Genomic DNA, 17,345 nt, shown 5'->3' with positions numbered 1-17,345 from the left:
TTGGCTAGATATATTGAGCGGAAGTCTATGCCTTACCAACGGCACCACTGTTAGTGCATCATCGTTTCTGTAAATTTCGAGAGACCTGAAAAAAGACAGGTCACAGCTATCCTCTTTGGGTGAATCGCCAAACCCAACCAGAGAGGAGAGAAACCGTGACCTGTCCAGAGGATTATAGCCTACTTCAGGATGTCTTGGAATTGCTCGCTGCTGATCGCTTCAATGGCCTTGGCGAGGCCGTTCGCCACTTGCTCAACGAGGCGATGCGTCTGGAGCGACAAAACCACTTGGGCGTTGGACCTTACGAGCGTAGCGAGGCTCGCCAGGGGTACGCCAACGGCTTCAAGCCGAAAACGGTCCAGACCCGGCTCGGTGAGCTGGAGTTTTCCGTTCCTCAGGTTCGCGACGGTGGATTTTATCCCTCCAGCCTGGAAAAAGGACTTCGCTCCGAACGGGCCTTGAAGCTGGCATTGGCCGAGATGTACGTTCAGGGCGTTTCGACCCGTAAGGTCGCCCAGATCACCGAGAAGCTTTGTGGGTTCGAGGTGACCTCCAGCCAAGTCAGCCGAGCAGCACAAGAGCTCGATATTGTTCTTGAGCAATGGCGCAATCGCCCATTGGGTGCCTATCCCTATGTCTATCTCGACGCCCGCTATGAAAAGGTCAGAAGTAATGGCGCCGTTGTGGATATGGCCGTTCTGGTTGCCATTGGCGTTTCCGACACCGGTATGCGGCAGATTCTAGGCACCTCCGTCGCACTGTCGGAGCAAGAGGCCCATTGGCGCGACTTTCTCCGTCACCTGCAAGAGCGGAAGCTTCATGGCGTCAAACTGTTTATCAGCGATGCTCACGAAGGCCTCAAGGCGGCCCGCAAGGCGGTTTTCCCAAGCATCCCATGGCAACGCTGTCAGTTCCATCTGCAACAGAATGCCCAGGCCTATGTGCCAAAGCAGGATATGAAAAAGAGCGTTGCCACCGACATTCGGAGCATTTTCAATGCGTCCACGGAGATCGAGGCGAAGAGGTTGCTCACCCAGTTTATTGAGCGCTACGAAAAATAGGCACCGCGTCTGGTGGCGTGGGCGGAGAAAAACATTCCGGAAGGACTCGTTGTTTTTTTTGTTCCCTTCGGATCACTGGAGGCGCATCCGGACAAGCAATGTCTTGGAACGCATCAACAGGGAGATCCGCCGGCGAACACGTGTCGCGACCATCTTCCCGAATGATGCCTCCTGCCTGAGACTCATCAGCGCGGTTCTGATGGAAATCTCGGAAGAGTGGGAAACAGGTCGGATTTATCTCACCATGTGATAACCGAAAGTGTCACCCTAAAGAGGGACGCCGAATTTACAGAACGAATGTTGCTTTATCGCACCACTTACACTTTAGGTGTAGTCCAGAGTCGATAGCCTGCGCGCATTTTGCATATTGAATTTGCCAAGGATCATAATGACCCCTGAATTAATAGATAAAAAATCCTCACGTTGGGCCATGTTTTACTCCACCTCAATAATCGGGTCTGCCTCAATTCTGAGTGTAGTGGTCGGCTTAGTTAGGATTAAAGTTGCTGCCATATTGCTTGGTCCCATCGGAATAGGGATGATAGGTTTGCTGCAGAGTATCGTTGCATCTGTATCTACGATGGCGGGGATGGGTGTGACTAACTCAGGAACACGCTATGTCGCACAGTCTCTATCGGACCAAAAGCAGCTTTCTACTGTGCGCGCAGCCTTGTTCTGGGGCACGTTTTTCCTCGCAGGGGTAGGTGGTTTTTTTGTTTGGTCCTTCCGTGAGCAAATTGCAGTAAATATTCTCGGCGAATCTGGTTATTCCTTAAAAATGGGATGGATCGCCCTTGGGGTGGTTCTTTCAGTCGGGACTGGTTCGCAAACGGCTCTGATTCGAGGGATGCATCGTCCAAGAGATATTGCATTGGTTACAGTCTTTGGCGCTGTATTAGGAACCCTTTTTGCCTGTACAAGTATATTAGGACTTGGTGAAAATGGGGTTTTTCTTTTTGTTGTGTCAGCCCCTCTTGCGACTTTTTTAGTCGGGCACTGGTTCGCGAGGAAATTGCCTAAAGTCGAACGGCATGTGGGAATAAAATATGTATGTAGTGATTTTTTTAAGATAATCCGTCTTGGCTTTGTATTGATGTTGGCAGGGCTCGGGGTTGTACTTGGCCACCTCTGGCTCAGAACAGAAATTAGCCAAGAACTTGGGGTGACCCAGCTTGGGTACTTTCAAGCAGCATGGATGATTTCGTCAACATACATTGGGTTTGTGCTGACTGCCATGGGAAATGACTATTATCCGAGGATCGCTGCAAGAATCAACGACTCGCGGTGTATAAATCAGATGGTTAATCAACAAACTGAAATTGCTCTTTTGCTCGGCGCTCCGATCCTGTTAGGGATGTTTCTTTTTTCTCCCGTGGCCGTCATAATACTCTATTCGCCTGAGTTTTTGCCGGCGGCTGAACTTGTGCGATTGTTTGTTTTTGGTGATTTGATAAAAATGACTGCATTTCCTCAGCGTTATGTTGTTATGTCTTCTGGCCGAGGTATCTATTTCCTGTTCGTCGAAACGCTGCCTATCTGTTTATTATTATTGGTCGTCATGATGTTTAAAGGAGCTCATGGTTTATATGCTGTTGGTTGGGGTTATGTCGGGATGAATGTATTGATACTGGTAATGTCGGCTGTGTTTGTGAAGGTCAAGTATGGTTTTGTATGGGATGGTTTTGCTTTGCGCATTTTTTATTTAACTTTAATATTATTGTTGTGCTCATTTTTTGTGGTAAATATTGACAATAAATTGTTATTTTTAGGTTTTTCGATGCTTATCATGTTAATAAGTGTCGTATTTAATATACGTCGTCTATTATTTTTATGCGCTGAAAATCAACCAAAAATATCAATTTTCAATGCCGTAGACAGAATTTATTTTTTATTAAAAAAACAGTTTTCTGTTTTTCGATGACTGTATAGTGGGGGTTTGATGAAGGTAGGTCTTCTTACAATTCATGATATCTATAATTACGGCTCAGTTCTACAGGCCTATGCGACGCAGAGATCATTGGCCTCTCTCGACTTAGACACTTATATTATCGATTATAAATATCCGAATGCCCTTCATAAAACTAATAGAAGTTTAATCTCAGAATTGAAGGCACGTAGTCTTTCCTTTGCAAACTCTGCACTGAAAGATCTTATCCTCGATAGAAAATATTCAACCTATTGCCGTAATTACGCCGAGTCTAAAAAAGCGTGGTATCAGTTATCGGAAAAGGGTTATCCGACGAGAAAGGCCCTCCTCGAGAATGCTCCGATATGTGATGCTTACGTCGTCGGTAGCGACCAAGTTTGGCATCCTCGTAGTGCGGCCAATGACCCGTCTTTTTTTCTAGATTTTGCACCGGCGGGATGTCGGAAAATTTCATATGCATCAAGCTTCGGTGCTACTTCTATTCCTCGAGAGTTATTCGACAATTACCGTGCTGGTCTATTGTCATTAGATTTCATCAGCGTCAGAGAAAAATCGGGAGTAAAACTTGTCAGGGAGTTAACGGGGCGTAATGCAGAACTCGTTCTGGACCCGACGCTGTTGTTGACGAGGGAGGAATGGATGGCACAGGCGGTTTTTCCTCCGATCGATAAGCCCTATATTTTGTGTTATGGGGCGAATTCGCGGAGCACCTACATGGAGCGACTTGCCTTGCACATCCAACGACATACCGGCTGGAAGATCGTCAGGATCAACGGCACTTTTTTCGATGCCTTTGATCGAAAGATTGATTATGTTCTTGATGCAGGGCCTAGGGAATGGTTAGGTTATATGAGTAATGCCGCTCTAATAATAGGGCAATCATTCCATGCTACTGCTTTTGCGGTGAATTTTGGCAAACCTTTTGTATCACTTCTACGTGGCTTACCAGATCACGATTCCCGTCAACGTGATTTCCTAGATATGGTTGGGTGTGGTGAAAACATTATTGTTTGTGGAGAACCAATGCCTGACATTAAATCTATTAATTTTTTTCCTGAAAAACCCCGCACAGAGTCAATTCTCTGTGAACTTCGTGAGTCGTCATTCGAATTTTTGGCTAAAACCTTGTCCTGATTGTCTGAGATGAGAATTGGTATATTTCTATGCACACATGCATACTCGGGGCAGGACTTGTTTTTTTCAATTTGATCCGCGTTTCCATTCTGACCCTCTGGCTTAACCCGACGGTAGTTCAGTTGTTAACGCAAGGCGTTCGCGCAATGCTGGTTGTTGCCTTGTTGGTGGTTCTTTTGGATAGAAGAGGGGTCCGCTTTAACAGGGCGGGTGCGTTCTTTGTGGCAATGACGTTCCCGGGAACACTGATATTGGATGAACCTTTCCAGTCACTGTTGAATTGGACTGGTTGGGTCCTGATTTTTCTTGTTCTCGGTCCGGGCATCAAAAGTGTTTGTGCACAAGAGATCCGTCTAGCTGCTTGGACCACCTTCAAATATGCGTTTATTGCTATTGCTATCCTCTCGTCAATATGGTTCGCCACCAAAATGCCCTCGCTAGGGCGTGGAGTTTTCACTGGCGTCATGATACATAGCATGCTGGTTGGACCAATAGCAGCGATGGCGGTGGTCTTCTGCGTCCACATGGCAATCGCCAAACGGTCCTTGGTTTACTGTTTCGCCACCTTTTTGTCACTCATACCATGCATTCTTTCAGGATCGAGGTCTGCGGTTACGGCGATGACGGCAGTAGTGCTTGTCTTGCTTTTGAAGACGATCAACAGCATCGGCATGAAAAAGAGTTTACCTATGGTCGCCATCGCCCTCCTCTTGGGTGGAGGCGGTGTATATATTTATACGGCTGTTGAATTCGAAACTTCTTACCGGATACTTTCCAACCTCGAGGCAAAAGGGTTACAAAATACGCGGGAAGACCTATGGGCTGCGAGGTTGAATGAATTTCAAGAATATCCATTGACCGGTGTTGGGATGGGTGTGGGAATCTTGCAGTCACAGGGAATGGTTGTGCATACTGGCGTTGTTCAGACCGAATCAAATGAGATTAATATCGAGCCTGGTTCATCTTGGCTGGCATTGCTCTCCATGACTGGTTTGTCCGGCACTATGGGGTTTGTAATCTTATTGATTGGGCTTTTCAGAGATTTAAATTTTAAGGCTCTGCTGAAAAGCACAAATTCACACATCGTGGAAATATTTGCCACTGTTGTGTTTCTTACACTTCACATGGTAGCTGAAGGGTATATATTCGCGTCCGGAAATGCCTTTTGTCTGTTGTTCTGGCTGACGCTTGGTCGGATGCAAGACCTCGCTTCGGTGCGGTCAGATAAGTGTTGTAGGTATTATTTGGCAGAGAGATAATGACATTTGTGTCGGGAAGGTACATTGTTTTTTGGCAGGGAATTGTCAGCCCCCATATGGCCTTTCTTGCCAAAGAGCTGGTGGCGATGGGGTACAATGTCGCCTACATTGTTGGTGCTGTCATGTCGGAGGAAAGAGCCGCGATGGGTTGGCAGGCGCCAAGCATTCCTGAGGTGCGTCTCGAGTTTGTTGAGAATGTCACGCAAGTCGAAACCTTGTTAAATACTTTTCCAGAAGATACGATTCATATCGTTCAAGGTATCAGGGGGTGAGGTAAGTTGAAAAAATCGGACACCAATGTTAAGAAATCTATCTTACGGAGGTGTCAACATGACAAGAGGTTCTAATGGCCGCTATTCGAAGGAATTTCGCATTGAGGCCGTAAAAATGGTGGTTGAAGGAGGTGTCGCTGTCTATGAGGCATCGCGCCAGTTATCCCTGCCGAAATCCACCCTTGAGAATTGGGTAAGGGCGTTCAAGGCCGGAAAGCTCAGTAATATCGGTGGCAAAGGCCAACAGCGCCCGCTGACCGAAGTCGAGCTGGAACTTGACAGGGTTAAACGAGAACTGGCCCAGGTCAAGCAGGAGCGCGACATCCTAAAAAAAGCCGCCGCGTACTTTGCCAAGGAGTCGCTGCCCGGTACGCGGTAATAAATCAACTTCGACCTGAGTACTCTGTCCCTCTGCTCTGCCAGAGCCTGGAGGTTTCACCCAGTGGCTATTACACCTGGCTGAAGCGCCCGGACTCACCTCGGCAGAAGGAGGAGGCACGGCTCGCAATCGAAATCAAGGCGGCTCACAAAAGAAACCGGGAAACCTACGGTCCCGAACGATTACAAACCGATCTCGCCGAGCATGGCGTTCAGGTCGGGGTCCATCGGATCAAGCGAATCCGCAAGAAACACGGGATTCGTTGCAAGCAGGTGAAGAAGTTCAAGGCGACAACAAACTCCAACCATTCACTGCCTGTCGCCGAGAACCTTCTGGACCAAAACTTTGCTGTCGAAGCTCCCAACCAGGTCTGGGTAACTGACATTACTTACATCCCCACCGCCGAAGGCTGGCTGTATCTGGCCGGGCATAAAGACCTCTTCACCGGAGAGATCGTGGGATATGCGATGGGCGAAAGAATGACGAAGAATCTGGTGAGTCAATCCCTATTCCGTGCCGTGTCAGTCAAGCGCCCGGCGACCGGGTTGATCCATCATTCGGATCGGGGCAGCCAGTATTGCGCCTTGGAGTTTCAGAAACTACTGAAGCAGTTCAATATGCAGACTTCGATGAGCCGCCGAGGTAACTGCTACGACAACGCCCCCATTGAGAGTTTCTGGGGGACACTGAAAAACGAATTGGTCCACCATCGTCGTTACGCCACCCGGTGGGAAGCGATGCGAGAAATCACGGAGTACATCGAAATCTTCTACAATCGTCAAAGGCGCCAGAAGCGGCTGGGCTACCTGTCGCCTGCTGCCTACGAACAGGAATATTACAAAGAGCTAAGCGCAGCATAAGAACTTTGGTGTCCGCTATTGACGACCGACCTCACAGGATTATCACTTCCTCTTCATGGCTTGCCGGGTCGGACTCGTGCAAATATACGAATTGGGGTATGCACTTAACTCCACCTCCCACTACGTTTTGATATGAGTTGTGTATGTTAATGTGTGAAAAGTTTTATGGTGATACTTAAAGCTCTAATAAAAAAAAGGGGGGGGCGAATGTCTCAAAATCAAGTCGCACACCTAAAGTATCGTCCCGATATCGATGGTTTGCGTGCTGTTGCCGTTCTGTCTGTTTTCTTTTTTCACCTCAACCACCAATGGCTCCCTGGAGGTTTCGTAGGCGTAGACATCTTCTTCGTCATATCCGGATACCTCATCACATCAGTTCTTTACAACGATTGTAAAACTGGACGGTTTAACCTCAATCGTTTTTATCAACGCCGAGTCGCTAGGATTTTCCCAGCACTCTTCACTGTTGCATTAGCAACACTTGTTGGCGCCGCTTACATCTATACACCACAGGATTTTGCCTCCACCGGTGCTGCTCTGGTTGCGGCGACACTTTCTTTAGCTAACGTAAAATTCATGATGCAGGGCGATTATTTCCATATATCCCAAGACGCCCAACCGTTCCTTCATTACTGGTCACTTTCCGTTGAAGAGCAGTTTTATCTAATCTTTCCGCTGTTCTTATTTCTCATCTTTCGTTATGCACGTCGCTATTTGGTACCTATTCTATTGCTTCTCGGCATTGGAAGTCTCTTCACATGCGTAATCCTTACTCAAATCAAACCTATTTGGGCTTTCTACCTATTGCCGACTCGTGCATGGGAACTATGTGCTGGCTGTCTTTTGGCCGTCACTCCGTTGACTACAATTAATGGTCGTTTTGTCCGAATCCCTCATTGGCTACCCGCTCTAGGACTATTGCTGATTGGATGTTCTTTTGTTTTGCTACATGAAGGCCCTCAGTTTCCTGGTTGGCAAGCTGTCTTGCCTGTCGTGGGTACAGTTGCGATTATCTGGCCACGAGAGACTTTACACGGACCTGTTGCGAGATTTCTTTCGGCCCGCCCAATGGTCAACATCGGGAAGCTTTCTTATTCTCTTTACCTTTGGCATTGGCCTGTGTTTTCCCTGATTGACTACCGACTATACCTCATGCTGGATGAGATGCGTCTTGTGCTGAAAATTAGTCTTAGTCTTCTACTCACTATCTTAACTTATCACTTCATCGAAAACCCAGCACGGACCTTTCTCAATCGCCCACAGAGTCGCCGTGTCGCCTATGTAGCTTTAGGTGCGGTGTTGGTTCTGTGCGTTCCTCTGGGTCTGTCTGTCAGACAAAATAACTTTGTTGATGCAGAGATTAGTGACGTGGCAAAAGGTGGTTTGGAGTTCCCTGGAAATATTGGGGCAGCTACTGTAGTGCTTATGGGGGATAGTAACGGTTCAATGTACGGCAAAGAGATAAAACGAATCTGCTCAGAGTTGGGATATAAATTAAATGTAATAAGCGTTTCTGCTGGGGATTCTCTTCCGGAGCGAAAAACGGATTCGAGTCAACTCTGGCGAGATTCATTGGATGCAGTTAGCAAAATCAAACCTGACTACCTCCTTGTCGCTAACTCTTGGAGTGGTAAACTTCGCAATGACCCAAAACGGTTGGTGGTGGCGCTCGACAAGCTCAAGCCATATGCAGGGCAAATTATTCTGCTTAATCAACCACCCATACTACCGAAGATCGCAAATCGTAAATCTATTCGAGAAGGCGCACGACCACCATTTTTGGAAAATACTGATGTTAGAGCAGAGCGCCTTAAAGTTAACGAATTTCTCATTAATATGCAGACCTCAGGTGTCTCCGTTGTTGATATCTCGCGACATTTTGAAGGTAAAAACGGAGAAGTGCTTTTTCTAGATGAACACGGACGCATTCTCTATCATGATCCTGGTCACCTGTCTGGTTATGGTGCGGAGAAAGTCCACGACGTTCTTAAGCAAGCACTCAGAGAACGACCTGCCGGGTCGGACCCGCGCAACGATCTGAAATTGTTTGGGAAAGTTCCAATTTGACCCCCTAAAATGGCCTTAGAAGCATATTTTTGGGGGTAAAATGGATTTTAATGCAATCTGCCATGCAACTATTGGGAGGGACGCATGCCGCGAGCACACCGTTATTACCTACCTGGCCATGTCTGGCACATCACCCACCGTTGTCATCAGAAAGAATTCTTCCTGAAATTCGCCAAAGATCGCAAGCCCGATGAGTCCCCAGGGCCGATCAAAGGCTTGTTTCACGCGACGACGCGACGACGCGACGAAAACCTCTGATCCTGGTTCAGGGGGCGCGGGGTCAGGCTTCCTACCTTGACACATTGCACCCAGTTGTTATCATCCCCCATGGCACGTAAACCAAGAATACATTTCCCCGGCGCCGTGTATCACGTGATTTTCCGCGGCAACGCAGGCCAGCCCGTCTTCTCTACAGATGAAGACCGAACGCGATTTTTCCTTCTCCTTCAAGAAGGAACCTGTCGCTTTGGCTACCGCGTTCATGCCTTCTGCCTCATGCACAATCACATCCATATGGCCCTGCAGGTCGGTCAGGTAGGACTGCCGGGTCGGACCCGCGCAACAAGCTGAAATTGTTTATGAAAGTGCCAATTTTACCCCCAAAAAAAGGCCTTAGAAGCATGTTTTTGGGGGAAAAATGGATTTTAATGCAACCTGCCATGCAACTATTGGGAGGGACGCATGCCGAGAGCACACCGTTATTACCTGCTTGGCCATGTCTGGCACATCACCCATCGTTGTCGTGACCACTTGTTATCTATATCACCAGGTGCTACAGTATGTCATGTATGATCCTGAAGACCCGGCATTTCAATCGCTGGGCGAAAAAGGCTGGGTTGTCAGACAAAGCATTGTCCGAAGCAGTTGTCGAGATGGTCGGCGGATTGATCGATGCCGTCCTTGGGAACGGGATCGTAAAAAAACGGATCGCTCTCCCGGGACAAGGGAAACGCGGCAGTACACGGACGCTTCTGGCAACCAATCGTGGTGATCGATGGATCTTCGTGTATGGCTTCGAAAAGAACCAACGATCCAATATTTCGGATCGGGAACTGGAAGCCTTGAAGATGTTGGCAGTCGACCTGCTGAGCTTAAGCAAAGAGCAAATTGCCGCTGCGATCGACAGTGGGGCTCTGCTGGAGGTGTTGCATGAAACAAACAAAAATTGACAAAAACCGGATTCTTGATGCAGTACATGAAGTTGCTCGGGATCTGCATACCCTGGATTTTATCGACAAGCGCGCCATGCGTCGTTACGATGCCTTGTGCCTTGAGCCGGTTCCTGACTATACCGCCACGGACATTCGCGCTCTGCGTGAGCGTTATCGGCTCAGCCAGGCGGTGCTGGCTTCCATCCTCAATACCAGCATTTCCACTGTGCAGAAATGGGAGATTGGCGAAAAGCATCCCGGCGGGCCGTCGCTGAAACTGCTGAACATTCTCGATCGCAAGGGGCTGGACAGCCTTATCTGATGCGTTCTACCATCTCAAGCAAGCCTGCCGGGTCGGACCCGTACAACGCCTGCCGGGTCCGTTCAACTGATTCGGGTCGGACCCGTTCAACCGATTGAACTTGCTAGATAAAGTGCCAATTTTACCCCCAAAAAAAGGCCTTAGAAGCATCTTTTTGGGGGTAAAATGGATTTTAATGCAAACTGCCATGCAATTATTGGGAGGGACGCATGCCGAGAGCACACCGTTATTACCTGCCTGGCCATGTCTGGCACATCACCCACCGTTGTCATCAGAAAGAATTCTTCCTGAAATTCGCCAAAGATCGCAAGCGCGCTGAGTGACCCCAGGGCCGATCAAAGGCTTGTTTCACGCGACGACGCGACGACGCGACGAAAACCTCTGATCCTGGTTCAGATCCTGAAGCGTTGCGTCGTTGCAGCGTCGCGTGAGGCTGGGTTTGGTTTGGTCCTCAACACAGAGAACGGTGAGAAAGACTGGAGAACGTTGTGAAGGGCAGAAGAAGAGGCTTTGTTTTGGTTTAACCCCAAGGGCAATCAACGGCTTGTTTCACGCGGGGCTTCCTGCCTTGACAGTTTGTGGACCCGGGGTGTGACCAGCTCAACTGATTGATATTGTAGGAAAAAGTCTGAGGATTGCCTTTGAGATGGCTTGGAGGTATGTTTTTAGAGGAGATAAACCAAAAGTTTCCGCTTGAAGATTTACGCCACACTTCTCACGGATGGATTCGGCTGTACGTGGAACTTTATGAAGAAATATCTTCCTGTAAAGATCGAATGGCTTTTTCTAGGGGAACGAGGTCGCTCTTGGCAGTTTCCCAAAGAATCTGCAGATCAACACCGAAATATTCGTGGATCAGTTTGTCACGTGTTCCGGCGATCTCCTTCCAGGGAAGATCATTGTGTTTCTGTCGCAAACCGGTGGGGATCTTCTTGACAGCCTCTCCAATGACCTCAAGACTTCGAATCACCGCATTGACAGTTTTCTTGTCCGCAGCGAATCCTTCATAATTCATCCCGGCGATGAAAGAAGAAATGTCGCTTATCGCTTCGATGATGTCCGCCAGATAATCGTCAATCGGCCGATCAGTTGACATAACGAACCTCATCAAGAATGCGCTTGCCTATGCCGGGCTTGAGGGCATTGGGCGTGACCAGGTCGACTTTTGCACCCAGAAGGTCGGAGAGCTGATTTTCCAGTTCGATGAATTTGAACATGCCCACGGGCCGCTTGAATTCGACCAGAAGGTCGATATCACTTTCGGAGTGCTGGCTACCGCGGACCAGCGACCCGAACAGGCCGATCCGTTCAACCCCGTATTGCATTCGCAGGATCTCAAGGTGCTTCTCCAGCTTTTCCGTGACCTCGTTGGTATTCAGCATGACGCTCATCCTTTTTCGAGACTGCATAACCATTGTCTGGTTGTTGCTTTGATATCGCAGATACTTTAGCAGAATTCTTCCTGGATGGGAATGCCATGCAACTATTGGGAGGGACGCATGCCGAGAGCACACCGTTATTACCTGCCTGGCCATGTCTGGCACATCACCCATCGTTGTCATCAGAAAGAATTCTTCCTGAAATTCGCCAAAGACCGCAAGCGCGCTGAGTGACCCCAGGGCCGATCAAAGGCTTGTTTCACGCGACGACGCGACGACGCGACGAAAACCTCTGGTCCTGCTCCAGATCCTGAAGCGTTGCGGCGTCGCATGAGGCTTTGGTCTTTACCTGCCGGTTACCTGCCGGGTCGGACCCGTACAACCATTTGAAATTGTTTCGGAAAGTTCCAATTTGACCCCCTAAAAAAGACCTTAGAAGCATGTTTTTGGGGCTAAAATGGATTTTAATGCAAACTGCCATGCAATTATTGGGAGGGACGCATGCCGAGAGCACACCGTTATTACCCGCCTGGCCATGTCTGGCACATCATCCACCGTCGTACTTGTTGACTTGACAGGGTACGGCTATGACGTATAATGTCCGCATGATTACTTTTATTGAATCCCCGCTCTTTACAAGGCAGGTAGCTGATTACCTGAGTGATGAAGAGTTTGCGGAATTTCAGGCGTTTTTGGCTTCGTCTCCCGACGCCGGGGATGTCGTGAAAGGGTCCGGTGGGGTCCGTAAGGTCCGCTGGAAACGAAAGGGAGCTGGCAAAAGCGGCGGGGTAAGAGTCATGTATTTTACGCGCCTGCAGTGCGGTGAGATCTGGCTCCTGCTGATCTACGCGAAAAGCGCTGTTGACAGCATCCCCGGGCATATTTTGAAAGCCCTTAAAGAGGAGATTGAACATGACGCTCAATGACAAAGAACTTCTCAAGCGCGATGCCAATCGCAATATCGGTGAAGAGTTGCTGCAGAGCATCCGGGCGATCAAGTCCGGCAAGGTGGGCCGAACCACTCCGGTTGAGATCTCACCCATCGCCGAGGCCCGACACAAGCTCGATCTTTCCCAAGGTGAATTTGCTAAACTTCTCGGCGTTTCGCCGCGCACTCTCCAGGAGTGGGAGCAGGGGCGCCGCCAGCCTTCCGGTGCCGCAAAATCCCTGATCGCTATTGCCATCAAACGTCCGGAAGTCCTCAAGGAGATCCTGGCGGCGTAAACCGTTCTGGGGACACTCACCTTTTAACCTTGTTTTGGTTTAATCCCAAGGCCGATCAAAGGCTTGTTTCACGCGACGACGCGACGACGCGACGAAAACCTCTGCTCCTGGTTCAGATCCTGAAGCGTTGCGGCGTCGCGTGCTTTGCCTTACTCTTGCCGGGCCGACAGGCAGGGAAGCAGCTGGCGCAGCGCCGCTATGACTTTGGCCTGATCCGGGCCGGCGAGTTCCCCGGTTTTTCTGATAATCAACTTTTCGTCCAGGGTGAACAGTTTCATCCGAATCATCGAAGGTGAGGGGAGGCCGGCGTAATCCAGATCCCGGATCTCAATATCGAGCGGCCAATCCGAATTTTTGGCACTTGTAATCATCGCCATGACGGCCTGGCCAACCCGCTGATTAAAGGTCTGAGCATCGGAGAGAATCAATGCCGGTCTGCGCTTGGTTGTAGCTTTGTCCGTAAAGGGCGCGGGGTCAGGCTTCCTACCTTGACACATTGCGCCCAGTTGTTATCATCCCCCCATGGCACGTAAACCAAGAATACATTTCCCCGGCGCCGTGTATCACGTGATTTTCCGCGGCAACGCAGGCCAGCCCGTCTTCTCTACAGATGAAGACCGAACGCGATTTTTCCTTCTCCTTCAAGAAGGAACCTGTCGCTTTGGCTACCGCGTTCATGCCTTCTGCCTCATGCACAATCACATCCATATGGCCCTGCAGGTCGGTCAGGTTCCTTTGTCAAAAGGCATGCAAAACCTGGCTTTCCGATTCACCCGTTGGATGAATGTTCGCCTGGGCCGGACGGGACACCTGTTCCAGGGAAGGTACAAGGCGATTCTGGTGGATGCGGATGCTTACCTGCTACAACTCGTTCGTTACCTTCATTACAACCCCGTCCGCGTCGGGATGGTGATGATGCCTGCTGACTATTGCTGGAGCAGTCATCGGGCTTATCTGGGGGAGGAACTGCTGCCCTGGTTGACGACAGAGTTGGTGCTGGCGCAATTTCAGCCCAGCCTGGCGCAGGCTCGGTTGGTCTATGCTGCGTTTATGTCGGCTGGCAGTGAAGAAGGTTTCCGCAAGGAGTTTCAGAACGGGAGCCATGCAAACCGTCTCCTCGGTGACGACCGATTTGCCGAAAATGTGCTGACCCAGGTTGAGGGGGTGTTTTGTCCACGTGTCGATGTAGAGCGCCTGCAAGAGTTGGTGCTGGAGGAATTTGACTGTACGCTGGATGCGCTTGGGACACGGAGTCAGAGACATTCTCTGGCCTTGGCCCGTGCAATGATGGGATGGCTGGCCGTGCAGTCCGGGGCGGCGACTCTGACGGATGTTGGTGGCTGGTTCGGCCGGGATGTGGTCACGATGAGCGCGGCAGTACGCCGACTTGCTGAACGCGCAGAGCGGTGTGTGGAATTACGCGAGGTGATGGCACGATTGCAGGCGACATTGGCGAGCAAGGCAACCGGCTCCTGTTGCAGAGATAACTCTTTGCACTCGATGGAAGCTATTGTATTCTCTTCTTAAATCCTTGGTTGAGGAGGTACATGATGACACGTGAAGAAATTCTGAAGTTTATGCAGGATAATAAGGCGGAAATGGCCGAGCGCTTCGGTGTGACCCGCCTCGGACTCGCAGGGAGTGCTGCCCGTGGCGAGATGGTTCCGGGAAGTGATGTCGATGTCATCGTCAGCCTGGACAGCCCGAACCAATTTCGCAGTTTTTTCGGATTGCTCCACTATCTGCAGGACGCTTTGCCGCACAAGATTGATCTTGCCACGGAAACGAGTCTCAAGCCCCTTGTCAGGGCTCAGATCATGAAAGATATCCATTATGTTTGAACGGGATGTCTCTCTCTACCTGGATGACATCCTGGAGTCGATCTGTGCGATTGAAGATTTTACGCGTGGTATCGACTACGACTTTTTCTGCACGGATCGCAAAACCTATTCTGCAACCCTGCGTGAATTCATCGTGATCGGTGAAGCCATCGCGCATATCCCGGAACCGGTCAAGACCGCGTTTCCATCCATTCAATGGCGTCTGATCAAAGATTTTCGTAATTTCATCGTACATGAATACTTTGGTGTCGACCAACGGATTGTGTGGGATGCTGTGCGGCTGGAACTACCACAGTTACATGCGGAGATGTCCCGTTTGAAGGCTTCTCTTGCTGCTCCCTGACACCCTCCTCCAGTACATGGCAAGGGTCTTGCCGTGCTTGCCTGGCCGTGTTCCCGATGAGTCCCCAGGGCCGATCAAAGGCTTGTTTCACGCGACGACGCGACGAAAACCTCTGATCCTGGTTCAGATCCTGAAGCGTTGCGGCGTCGCGTGCTTTGCCCTACTCTTGCCGGGCCGAAAGGCAGGGAAGCAGCTGGCGCAGCGCCGCTATGACTTTGGCCTGATCCGGGCCGGCGAGTTCCCCGGTTTTTCTGATAATCAACTTTTCGTCCAGGGTGAACAGTTTCATCCGAATCATCGAAGGTGAGGGGAGGCCGGCGGAATCCAGATCCCGGATCTCAATATCGAGCGGCCAATCCGAATTTTTGGCACTTGTAATCATCGCCATGACGGCCTGGCCAACCTGCTGATTAAAGGTCTGAGCATCGGAGAGAATCAATGCCGGTCTGTGCTTGGTTGTAGCTTTGTCCGTAAAGGGAAAGGGGACAACGACGACATCGAAGGCATTATAGCTCACGATACGCCTCTTCATCGGCGGCCGAGTCCCATTCGGTCAGCGTCCCTTCAAGAGCCTCCGCAAAGACCAGATCCAGGGGCCTTGCCTTCCTGATCCGGATTTGGTCGTCTTCGATGTCAAAGGCAATGGCGTCCCCAGCTTTCAAGTGCAGGACTTTTCGAACCGGTTCCGGAATGGTCGCTTGATATTTGGATGTGATTTTACTCGTCGCAGTTGTCATCGGTTGACCTCCTTTTGGTAATACTAGCATTACCTGACACGTCTCGCAAGGCGTGGAGGAGCGCCAGGGGAGGGTGACTGCCGGGTCGGACCCGTGGTGACTGCCGGGTCGGACCCGTGGTGACTGCCGGGTCGGACCCGTACAACCATAGTGGTGTCAACTTCCTGGGTTCAGTAGAGCAATATGGTGCTGTTCTGTAAGGAGATCAACCTTGCCGTACCACATCTTCTCACAACCTGTTGAAAAGTCACCGACTCAGGCTTCCTTCTTCGACCGTTGACTGTCCTGGAGAGATCTTTTTGAGGGAAGGCACAACCTAAGCCATTGACAATAGGTTATACGAGGTTGTAATGTTTCTATGATGAACGTCATCTGGCAACCCAAGGCACTCAAACATCTCAAAAAGATCGGCGACCGCTCGGCTCAGGAACGGATCCTTGCCGCAACGCGGGGGTTGGCTGCCTTTCCGGCCTGTCCCAACATCAAATCGTTGGCGAACCACGAATATACCCATCGGTTGCGGGTCGGGAACCAGTGTCCCGATTGGTTAATTCCGTCCATTAATTCTGGTCCTTTTGGCCGCTCCCTGCGTTGGGTCTCCTCGGCTTAAGCCTGGCTAGGCCTGCGTCGACCCGCCTTGGCAGCGACCAAAATGCCTCAGAATTATCTGAATGGACTAACCAAACGGGACACTAACGTGTGTTGTTCAACGTCTTCGAGGAAGTCAGCATCCTCAGCATCGAGGAGGTGAAAAAGCGTGATGAGCAAACCTATTGAGTATCAAACCATCGAACATTGCGGACACCCCGCCTTTGTCCTCGTCCCCTGGGAGGAATGGAAACGAGTCCAACCCCTGCTGGAAGCCGAAAAGGCCCGCGCCGGCGGCATCCCCCAGGAGGTTGTCGAGGCGCACATCCTGCGCGATGAACCGCTTATCAAGGCATGGAGGGAACATCTCGGCATCACTCAGGAAGAGTTGGCCATCCGCCTGGGCGTATCGCAGGCAGCTATCGCCAAATTTGAGCGTCCCGATGCGCGCTTGCGGACCGTCACGCTGAAAAAGATCGCTGCGGCCATGGGACTTGACGCAGAACGGTTGAGGGCCTGAGGAAAAACCGATAACCCGGAAAGGATACCCGCAAGGGTATCCCTACAACAGGGCCGATCAAAGGCTTGTTTCCCGCGACGACGCGACGAAAACCTTTGTTCCTATTTTAGATCCTTAAGCGTTGCGTCGTTGCGGCGTCGCGTGAGGCAGGGTAAGGTCTCGGGTCAGGTCCTCAAGGTTGAGGGCGCAGAGATAGACCGGTGCGGAAGCCACCTACGTTCTCTTTTTATTTTGTGACGGATTTTTTATACTAAGTTGTCTCCTCCTCGCACCCAACCAAA

At 50.3% G+C, this 17,345-nt stretch carries 21 protein-coding genes and 4 pseudogenes; 20 read left to right on the top strand and 5 right to left on the bottom strand.

All coding sequences use genetic code 11. The annotated features are described in order from the left end of the window. Nucleotides 1-155: 155 nt before the first annotated feature. The 12 genes and pseudogenes from DSOUD_RS11135 to DSOUD_RS19180 all read left to right on the top strand — a co-directional run. Nucleotides 156-1,311: pseudogene (locus tag DSOUD_RS11135) on the top strand (IS256 family transposase). 138 nt (nucleotides 1,312-1,449) lie between these two features. Beyond that, nucleotides 1,450-2,982 (top strand): O-antigen translocase, encoded by a 1,533-nt coding sequence (locus DSOUD_RS11125; protein ID WP_053551079.1) that lies wholly within the window; start codon nucleotides 1,450-1,452, stop codon nucleotides 2,980-2,982. 18 nt (nucleotides 2,983-3,000) lie between these two features. Further along, the gene (locus DSOUD_RS17935; protein WP_082351230.1) at nucleotides 3,001-4,122 is read left to right on the top strand and encodes a polysaccharide pyruvyl transferase family protein; all 1,122 of its coding nucleotides are present in this window, start codon (nucleotides 3,001-3,003) and stop codon (nucleotides 4,120-4,122) included. Nucleotides 4,123-4,268: 146 nt separating this feature from the next. Beyond that, the gene (locus DSOUD_RS11120; protein ID WP_053551078.1) at nucleotides 4,269-5,381 is read left to right on the top strand and encodes an O-antigen ligase family protein; all 1,113 of its coding nucleotides are present in this window, start codon (nucleotides 4,269-4,271) and stop codon (nucleotides 5,379-5,381) included. A gap of 56 nt (nucleotides 5,382-5,437) precedes the next feature. Further along, nucleotides 5,438-5,653 (top strand): hypothetical protein, encoded by a 216-nt coding sequence (locus DSOUD_RS11115; RefSeq protein ID WP_157671848.1) that lies wholly within the window; start codon nucleotides 5,438-5,440, stop codon nucleotides 5,651-5,653. A gap of 58 nt (nucleotides 5,654-5,711) precedes the next feature. Beyond that, nucleotides 5,712-6,892, top strand: a protein-coding gene (locus tag DSOUD_RS17930; protein WP_423739487.1) for an IS3 family transposase whose coding sequence is annotated in 2 segments (ribosomal slippage) — nucleotides 5,712-5,988 and nucleotides 5,988-6,892 — 1,182 coding nt in all. Because the reading frame shifts where the segments join, the coding sequence is not laid out codon by codon here. A 207-nt stretch (nucleotides 6,893-7,099) separates the two neighbouring features. Then, a complete protein-coding gene (locus DSOUD_RS17925; protein WP_157671847.1) occupies nucleotides 7,100-8,959 on the top strand; it encodes an acyltransferase family protein in 1,860 nt (619 codons plus the stop codon). Nucleotides 8,960-9,043: 84 nt separating this feature from the next. Further along, nucleotides 9,044-9,145, top strand: a pseudogene (locus DSOUD_RS19190) (transposase); the annotation flags it as partial. A gap of 141 nt (nucleotides 9,146-9,286) precedes the next feature. Then, on the top strand, nucleotides 9,287-9,529 hold the full coding sequence (locus DSOUD_RS19185; protein ID WP_423739486.1) for a transposase: 243 nt from the start codon (nucleotides 9,287-9,289) through the stop codon (nucleotides 9,527-9,529). A gap of 218 nt (nucleotides 9,530-9,747) precedes the next feature. Next, a complete protein-coding gene (locus DSOUD_RS11100; protein ID WP_053552370.1) occupies nucleotides 9,748-10,128 on the top strand; it encodes a type II toxin-antitoxin system RelE/ParE family toxin in 381 nt (126 codons plus the stop codon). Further along, entirely contained in the window at nucleotides 10,109-10,432 is a 324-nt protein-coding gene (locus tag DSOUD_RS11095) for a helix-turn-helix domain-containing protein (RefSeq protein WP_053551076.1), read from the top strand. The genes DSOUD_RS11100 and DSOUD_RS11095 overlap by 20 nt, the downstream gene beginning before the upstream one ends. Nucleotides 10,433-10,641: 209 nt before the next feature. Then, nucleotides 10,642-10,743, top strand: a pseudogene (locus DSOUD_RS19180) (transposase); the annotation flags it as partial. A 434-nt stretch (nucleotides 10,744-11,177) separates the two neighbouring features. Here DSOUD_RS19180 and DSOUD_RS11090 read toward each other — a convergent pair. Continuing rightward, on the bottom strand, nucleotides 11,178-11,528 hold the full coding sequence (locus DSOUD_RS11090; protein WP_053551075.1) for a HepT-like ribonuclease domain-containing protein: 351 nt from the start codon (nucleotides 11,526-11,528) through the stop codon (nucleotides 11,178-11,180). Beyond that, nucleotides 11,518-11,814, bottom strand: a complete 297-nt coding sequence (locus DSOUD_RS11085; protein WP_053551074.1) for a nucleotidyltransferase family protein — start codon at nucleotides 11,812-11,814, stop codon at nucleotides 11,518-11,520. The genes DSOUD_RS11090 and DSOUD_RS11085 overlap by 11 nt, the downstream gene beginning before the upstream one ends. A 117-nt stretch (nucleotides 11,815-11,931) precedes the next feature. Here DSOUD_RS11085 and DSOUD_RS19175 point away from each other — a divergent pair. From DSOUD_RS19175 to DSOUD_RS11075, 3 genes and pseudogenes are all read left to right on the top strand, one after another. After that, a pseudogene (locus DSOUD_RS19175) lies at nucleotides 11,932-12,033 on the top strand (transposase); the annotation flags it as partial. Nucleotides 12,034-12,398: 365 nt separating this feature from the next. After that, nucleotides 12,399-12,737 carry a type II toxin-antitoxin system RelE/ParE family toxin gene (locus tag DSOUD_RS11080; protein ID WP_053551073.1) on the top strand — a complete coding sequence of 113 codons (339 nt, stop codon included), beginning with the start codon at nucleotides 12,399-12,401 and terminating at the stop codon, nucleotides 12,735-12,737. Continuing rightward, complete coding sequence (locus tag DSOUD_RS11075) at nucleotides 12,724-13,035, top strand: helix-turn-helix domain-containing protein (protein WP_053551072.1); 312 nt, start codon at nucleotides 12,724-12,726, stop codon at nucleotides 13,033-13,035. Before DSOUD_RS11080 ends, DSOUD_RS11075 begins: the two co-directional genes overlap by 14 nt. A gap of 149 nt (nucleotides 13,036-13,184) precedes the next feature. Here the strand turns inward: DSOUD_RS11075 and DSOUD_RS11070 are convergent, their stop codons facing one another. Further along, nucleotides 13,185-13,532 (bottom strand): type II toxin-antitoxin system PemK/MazF family toxin, encoded by a 348-nt coding sequence (locus tag DSOUD_RS11070; protein WP_053551071.1) that lies wholly within the window; start codon nucleotides 13,530-13,532, stop codon nucleotides 13,185-13,187. A gap of 25 nt (nucleotides 13,533-13,557) precedes the next feature. On the opposite strand from DSOUD_RS11070, the gene DSOUD_RS11065 reads away from it, so the two are divergent. From DSOUD_RS11065 to DSOUD_RS11055, 3 genes are read left to right on the top strand one after another with little or no spacing between them, the layout of a single operon-like run. Next, nucleotides 13,558-14,562, top strand: a complete 1,005-nt coding sequence (locus DSOUD_RS11065) for a transposase (protein WP_053551070.1) — start codon at nucleotides 13,558-13,560, stop codon at nucleotides 14,560-14,562. Between the two features lie 20 nt (nucleotides 14,563-14,582). Next, on the top strand, nucleotides 14,583-14,876 hold the full coding sequence (locus tag DSOUD_RS11060) for a nucleotidyltransferase family protein (RefSeq protein ID WP_082351226.1): 294 nt from the start codon (nucleotides 14,583-14,585) through the stop codon (nucleotides 14,874-14,876). After that, nucleotides 14,869-15,219 carry a HepT-like ribonuclease domain-containing protein gene (locus DSOUD_RS11055; RefSeq protein WP_053551068.1) on the top strand — a complete coding sequence of 117 codons (351 nt, stop codon included), beginning with the start codon at nucleotides 14,869-14,871 and terminating at the stop codon, nucleotides 15,217-15,219. Before DSOUD_RS11060 ends, DSOUD_RS11055 begins: the two co-directional genes overlap by 8 nt. A gap of 160 nt (nucleotides 15,220-15,379) precedes the next feature. On the opposite strand, the gene DSOUD_RS11050 is transcribed toward DSOUD_RS11055, so the two are convergent. Then, nucleotides 15,380-15,736: a type II toxin-antitoxin system PemK/MazF family toxin gene (locus DSOUD_RS11050; RefSeq protein ID WP_053551067.1), complete on the bottom strand. Its 357-nt coding sequence runs from the start codon at nucleotides 15,734-15,736 to the stop codon at nucleotides 15,380-15,382. Beyond that, complete coding sequence (locus DSOUD_RS11045; RefSeq protein WP_053551066.1) at nucleotides 15,726-15,956, bottom strand: AbrB/MazE/SpoVT family DNA-binding domain-containing protein; 231 nt, start codon at nucleotides 15,954-15,956, stop codon at nucleotides 15,726-15,728. The genes DSOUD_RS11050 and DSOUD_RS11045 overlap by 11 nt, the downstream gene beginning before the upstream one ends. Before the next feature lie 358 nt (nucleotides 15,957-16,314). Here DSOUD_RS11045 and DSOUD_RS18495 point away from each other — a divergent pair, with 358 nt between their 5' ends. Further along, entirely contained in the window at nucleotides 16,315-16,566 is a 252-nt protein-coding gene (locus tag DSOUD_RS18495; protein WP_157671846.1) for a type II toxin-antitoxin system RelE family toxin, read from the top strand. 150 nt (nucleotides 16,567-16,716) lie between these two features. Next, entirely contained in the window at nucleotides 16,717-17,064 is a 348-nt protein-coding gene (locus DSOUD_RS11040) for a helix-turn-helix domain-containing protein (RefSeq protein ID WP_053551065.1), read from the top strand. Nucleotides 17,065-17,345: the final 281 nt, after the last annotated feature.

Origin of the sequence: Desulfuromonas soudanensis (assembly GCF_001278055.1) — a bacterium.
GTDB classification, from domain to species: domain Bacteria; phylum Desulfobacterota; class Desulfuromonadia; order Desulfuromonadales; family WTL; genus Deferrimonas; species Deferrimonas soudanensis.
The sequence above is the reverse complement of the archived record's forward strand: the minus strand, read 5'-3'. Positions and strand labels throughout refer to the sequence as shown.

Bases quoted from the DNA above. Each gene is read 5' to 3' on its own strand.
- DSOUD_RS11045 (WP_053551066.1), bottom strand. From the start codon at position 15,956: ATGACAACTGCGACGAGTAAAATCACATCCAAATATCAAGCGACCATT.
- DSOUD_RS11070 (WP_053551071.1), bottom strand. From the start codon at position 13,532: ATGTGTCAAGGTAGGAAGCCTGACCCCGCGCCCTTTACGGACAAAGCT.
- DSOUD_RS11125 (WP_053551079.1), top strand. From the start codon at position 1,450: ATGACCCCTGAATTAATAGATAAAAAATCCTCACGTTGGGCCATGTTT.
- DSOUD_RS11120 (WP_053551078.1), top strand. From the start codon at position 4,269: ATGCTGGTTGTTGCCTTGTTGGTGGTTCTTTTGGATAGAAGAGGGGTC.
- DSOUD_RS11085 (WP_053551074.1), bottom strand. From the start codon at position 11,814: ATGCTGAATACCAACGAGGTCACGGAAAAGCTGGAGAAGCACCTTGAG.
- DSOUD_RS11055 (WP_053551068.1), top strand. From the start codon at position 14,869: ATGTTTGAACGGGATGTCTCTCTCTACCTGGATGACATCCTGGAGTCG.
- DSOUD_RS11075 (WP_053551072.1), top strand. From the start codon at position 12,724: ATGACGCTCAATGACAAAGAACTTCTCAAGCGCGATGCCAATCGCAAT.
- DSOUD_RS11080 (WP_053551073.1), top strand. From the start codon at position 12,399: ATGACGTATAATGTCCGCATGATTACTTTTATTGAATCCCCGCTCTTT.
- DSOUD_RS11065 (WP_053551070.1), top strand. From the start codon at position 13,558: ATGGCACGTAAACCAAGAATACATTTCCCCGGCGCCGTGTATCACGTG.
- DSOUD_RS11100 (WP_053552370.1), top strand. From the start codon at position 9,748: ATGATCCTGAAGACCCGGCATTTCAATCGCTGGGCGAAAAAGGCTGGG.
- DSOUD_RS11095 (WP_053551076.1), top strand. From the start codon at position 10,109: ATGAAACAAACAAAAATTGACAAAAACCGGATTCTTGATGCAGTACAT.
- DSOUD_RS18495 (WP_157671846.1), top strand. From the start codon at position 16,315: ATGATGAACGTCATCTGGCAACCCAAGGCACTCAAACATCTCAAAAAG.
- DSOUD_RS17925 (WP_157671847.1), top strand. From the start codon at position 7,100: ATGTCTCAAAATCAAGTCGCACACCTAAAGTATCGTCCCGATATCGAT.
- DSOUD_RS17935 (WP_082351230.1), top strand. From the start codon at position 3,001: ATGAAGGTAGGTCTTCTTACAATTCATGATATCTATAATTACGGCTCA.
- DSOUD_RS11090 (WP_053551075.1), bottom strand. From the start codon at position 11,528: ATGTCAACTGATCGGCCGATTGACGATTATCTGGCGGACATCATCGAA.
- DSOUD_RS19185 (WP_423739486.1), top strand. From the start codon at position 9,287: ATGGCACGTAAACCAAGAATACATTTCCCCGGCGCCGTGTATCACGTG.
- DSOUD_RS11060 (WP_082351226.1), top strand. From the start codon at position 14,583: ATGATGACACGTGAAGAAATTCTGAAGTTTATGCAGGATAATAAGGCG.
- DSOUD_RS11115 (WP_157671848.1), top strand. From the start codon at position 5,438: ATGGCCTTTCTTGCCAAAGAGCTGGTGGCGATGGGGTACAATGTCGCC.
- DSOUD_RS11040 (WP_053551065.1), top strand. From the start codon at position 16,717: ATGAGCAAACCTATTGAGTATCAAACCATCGAACATTGCGGACACCCC.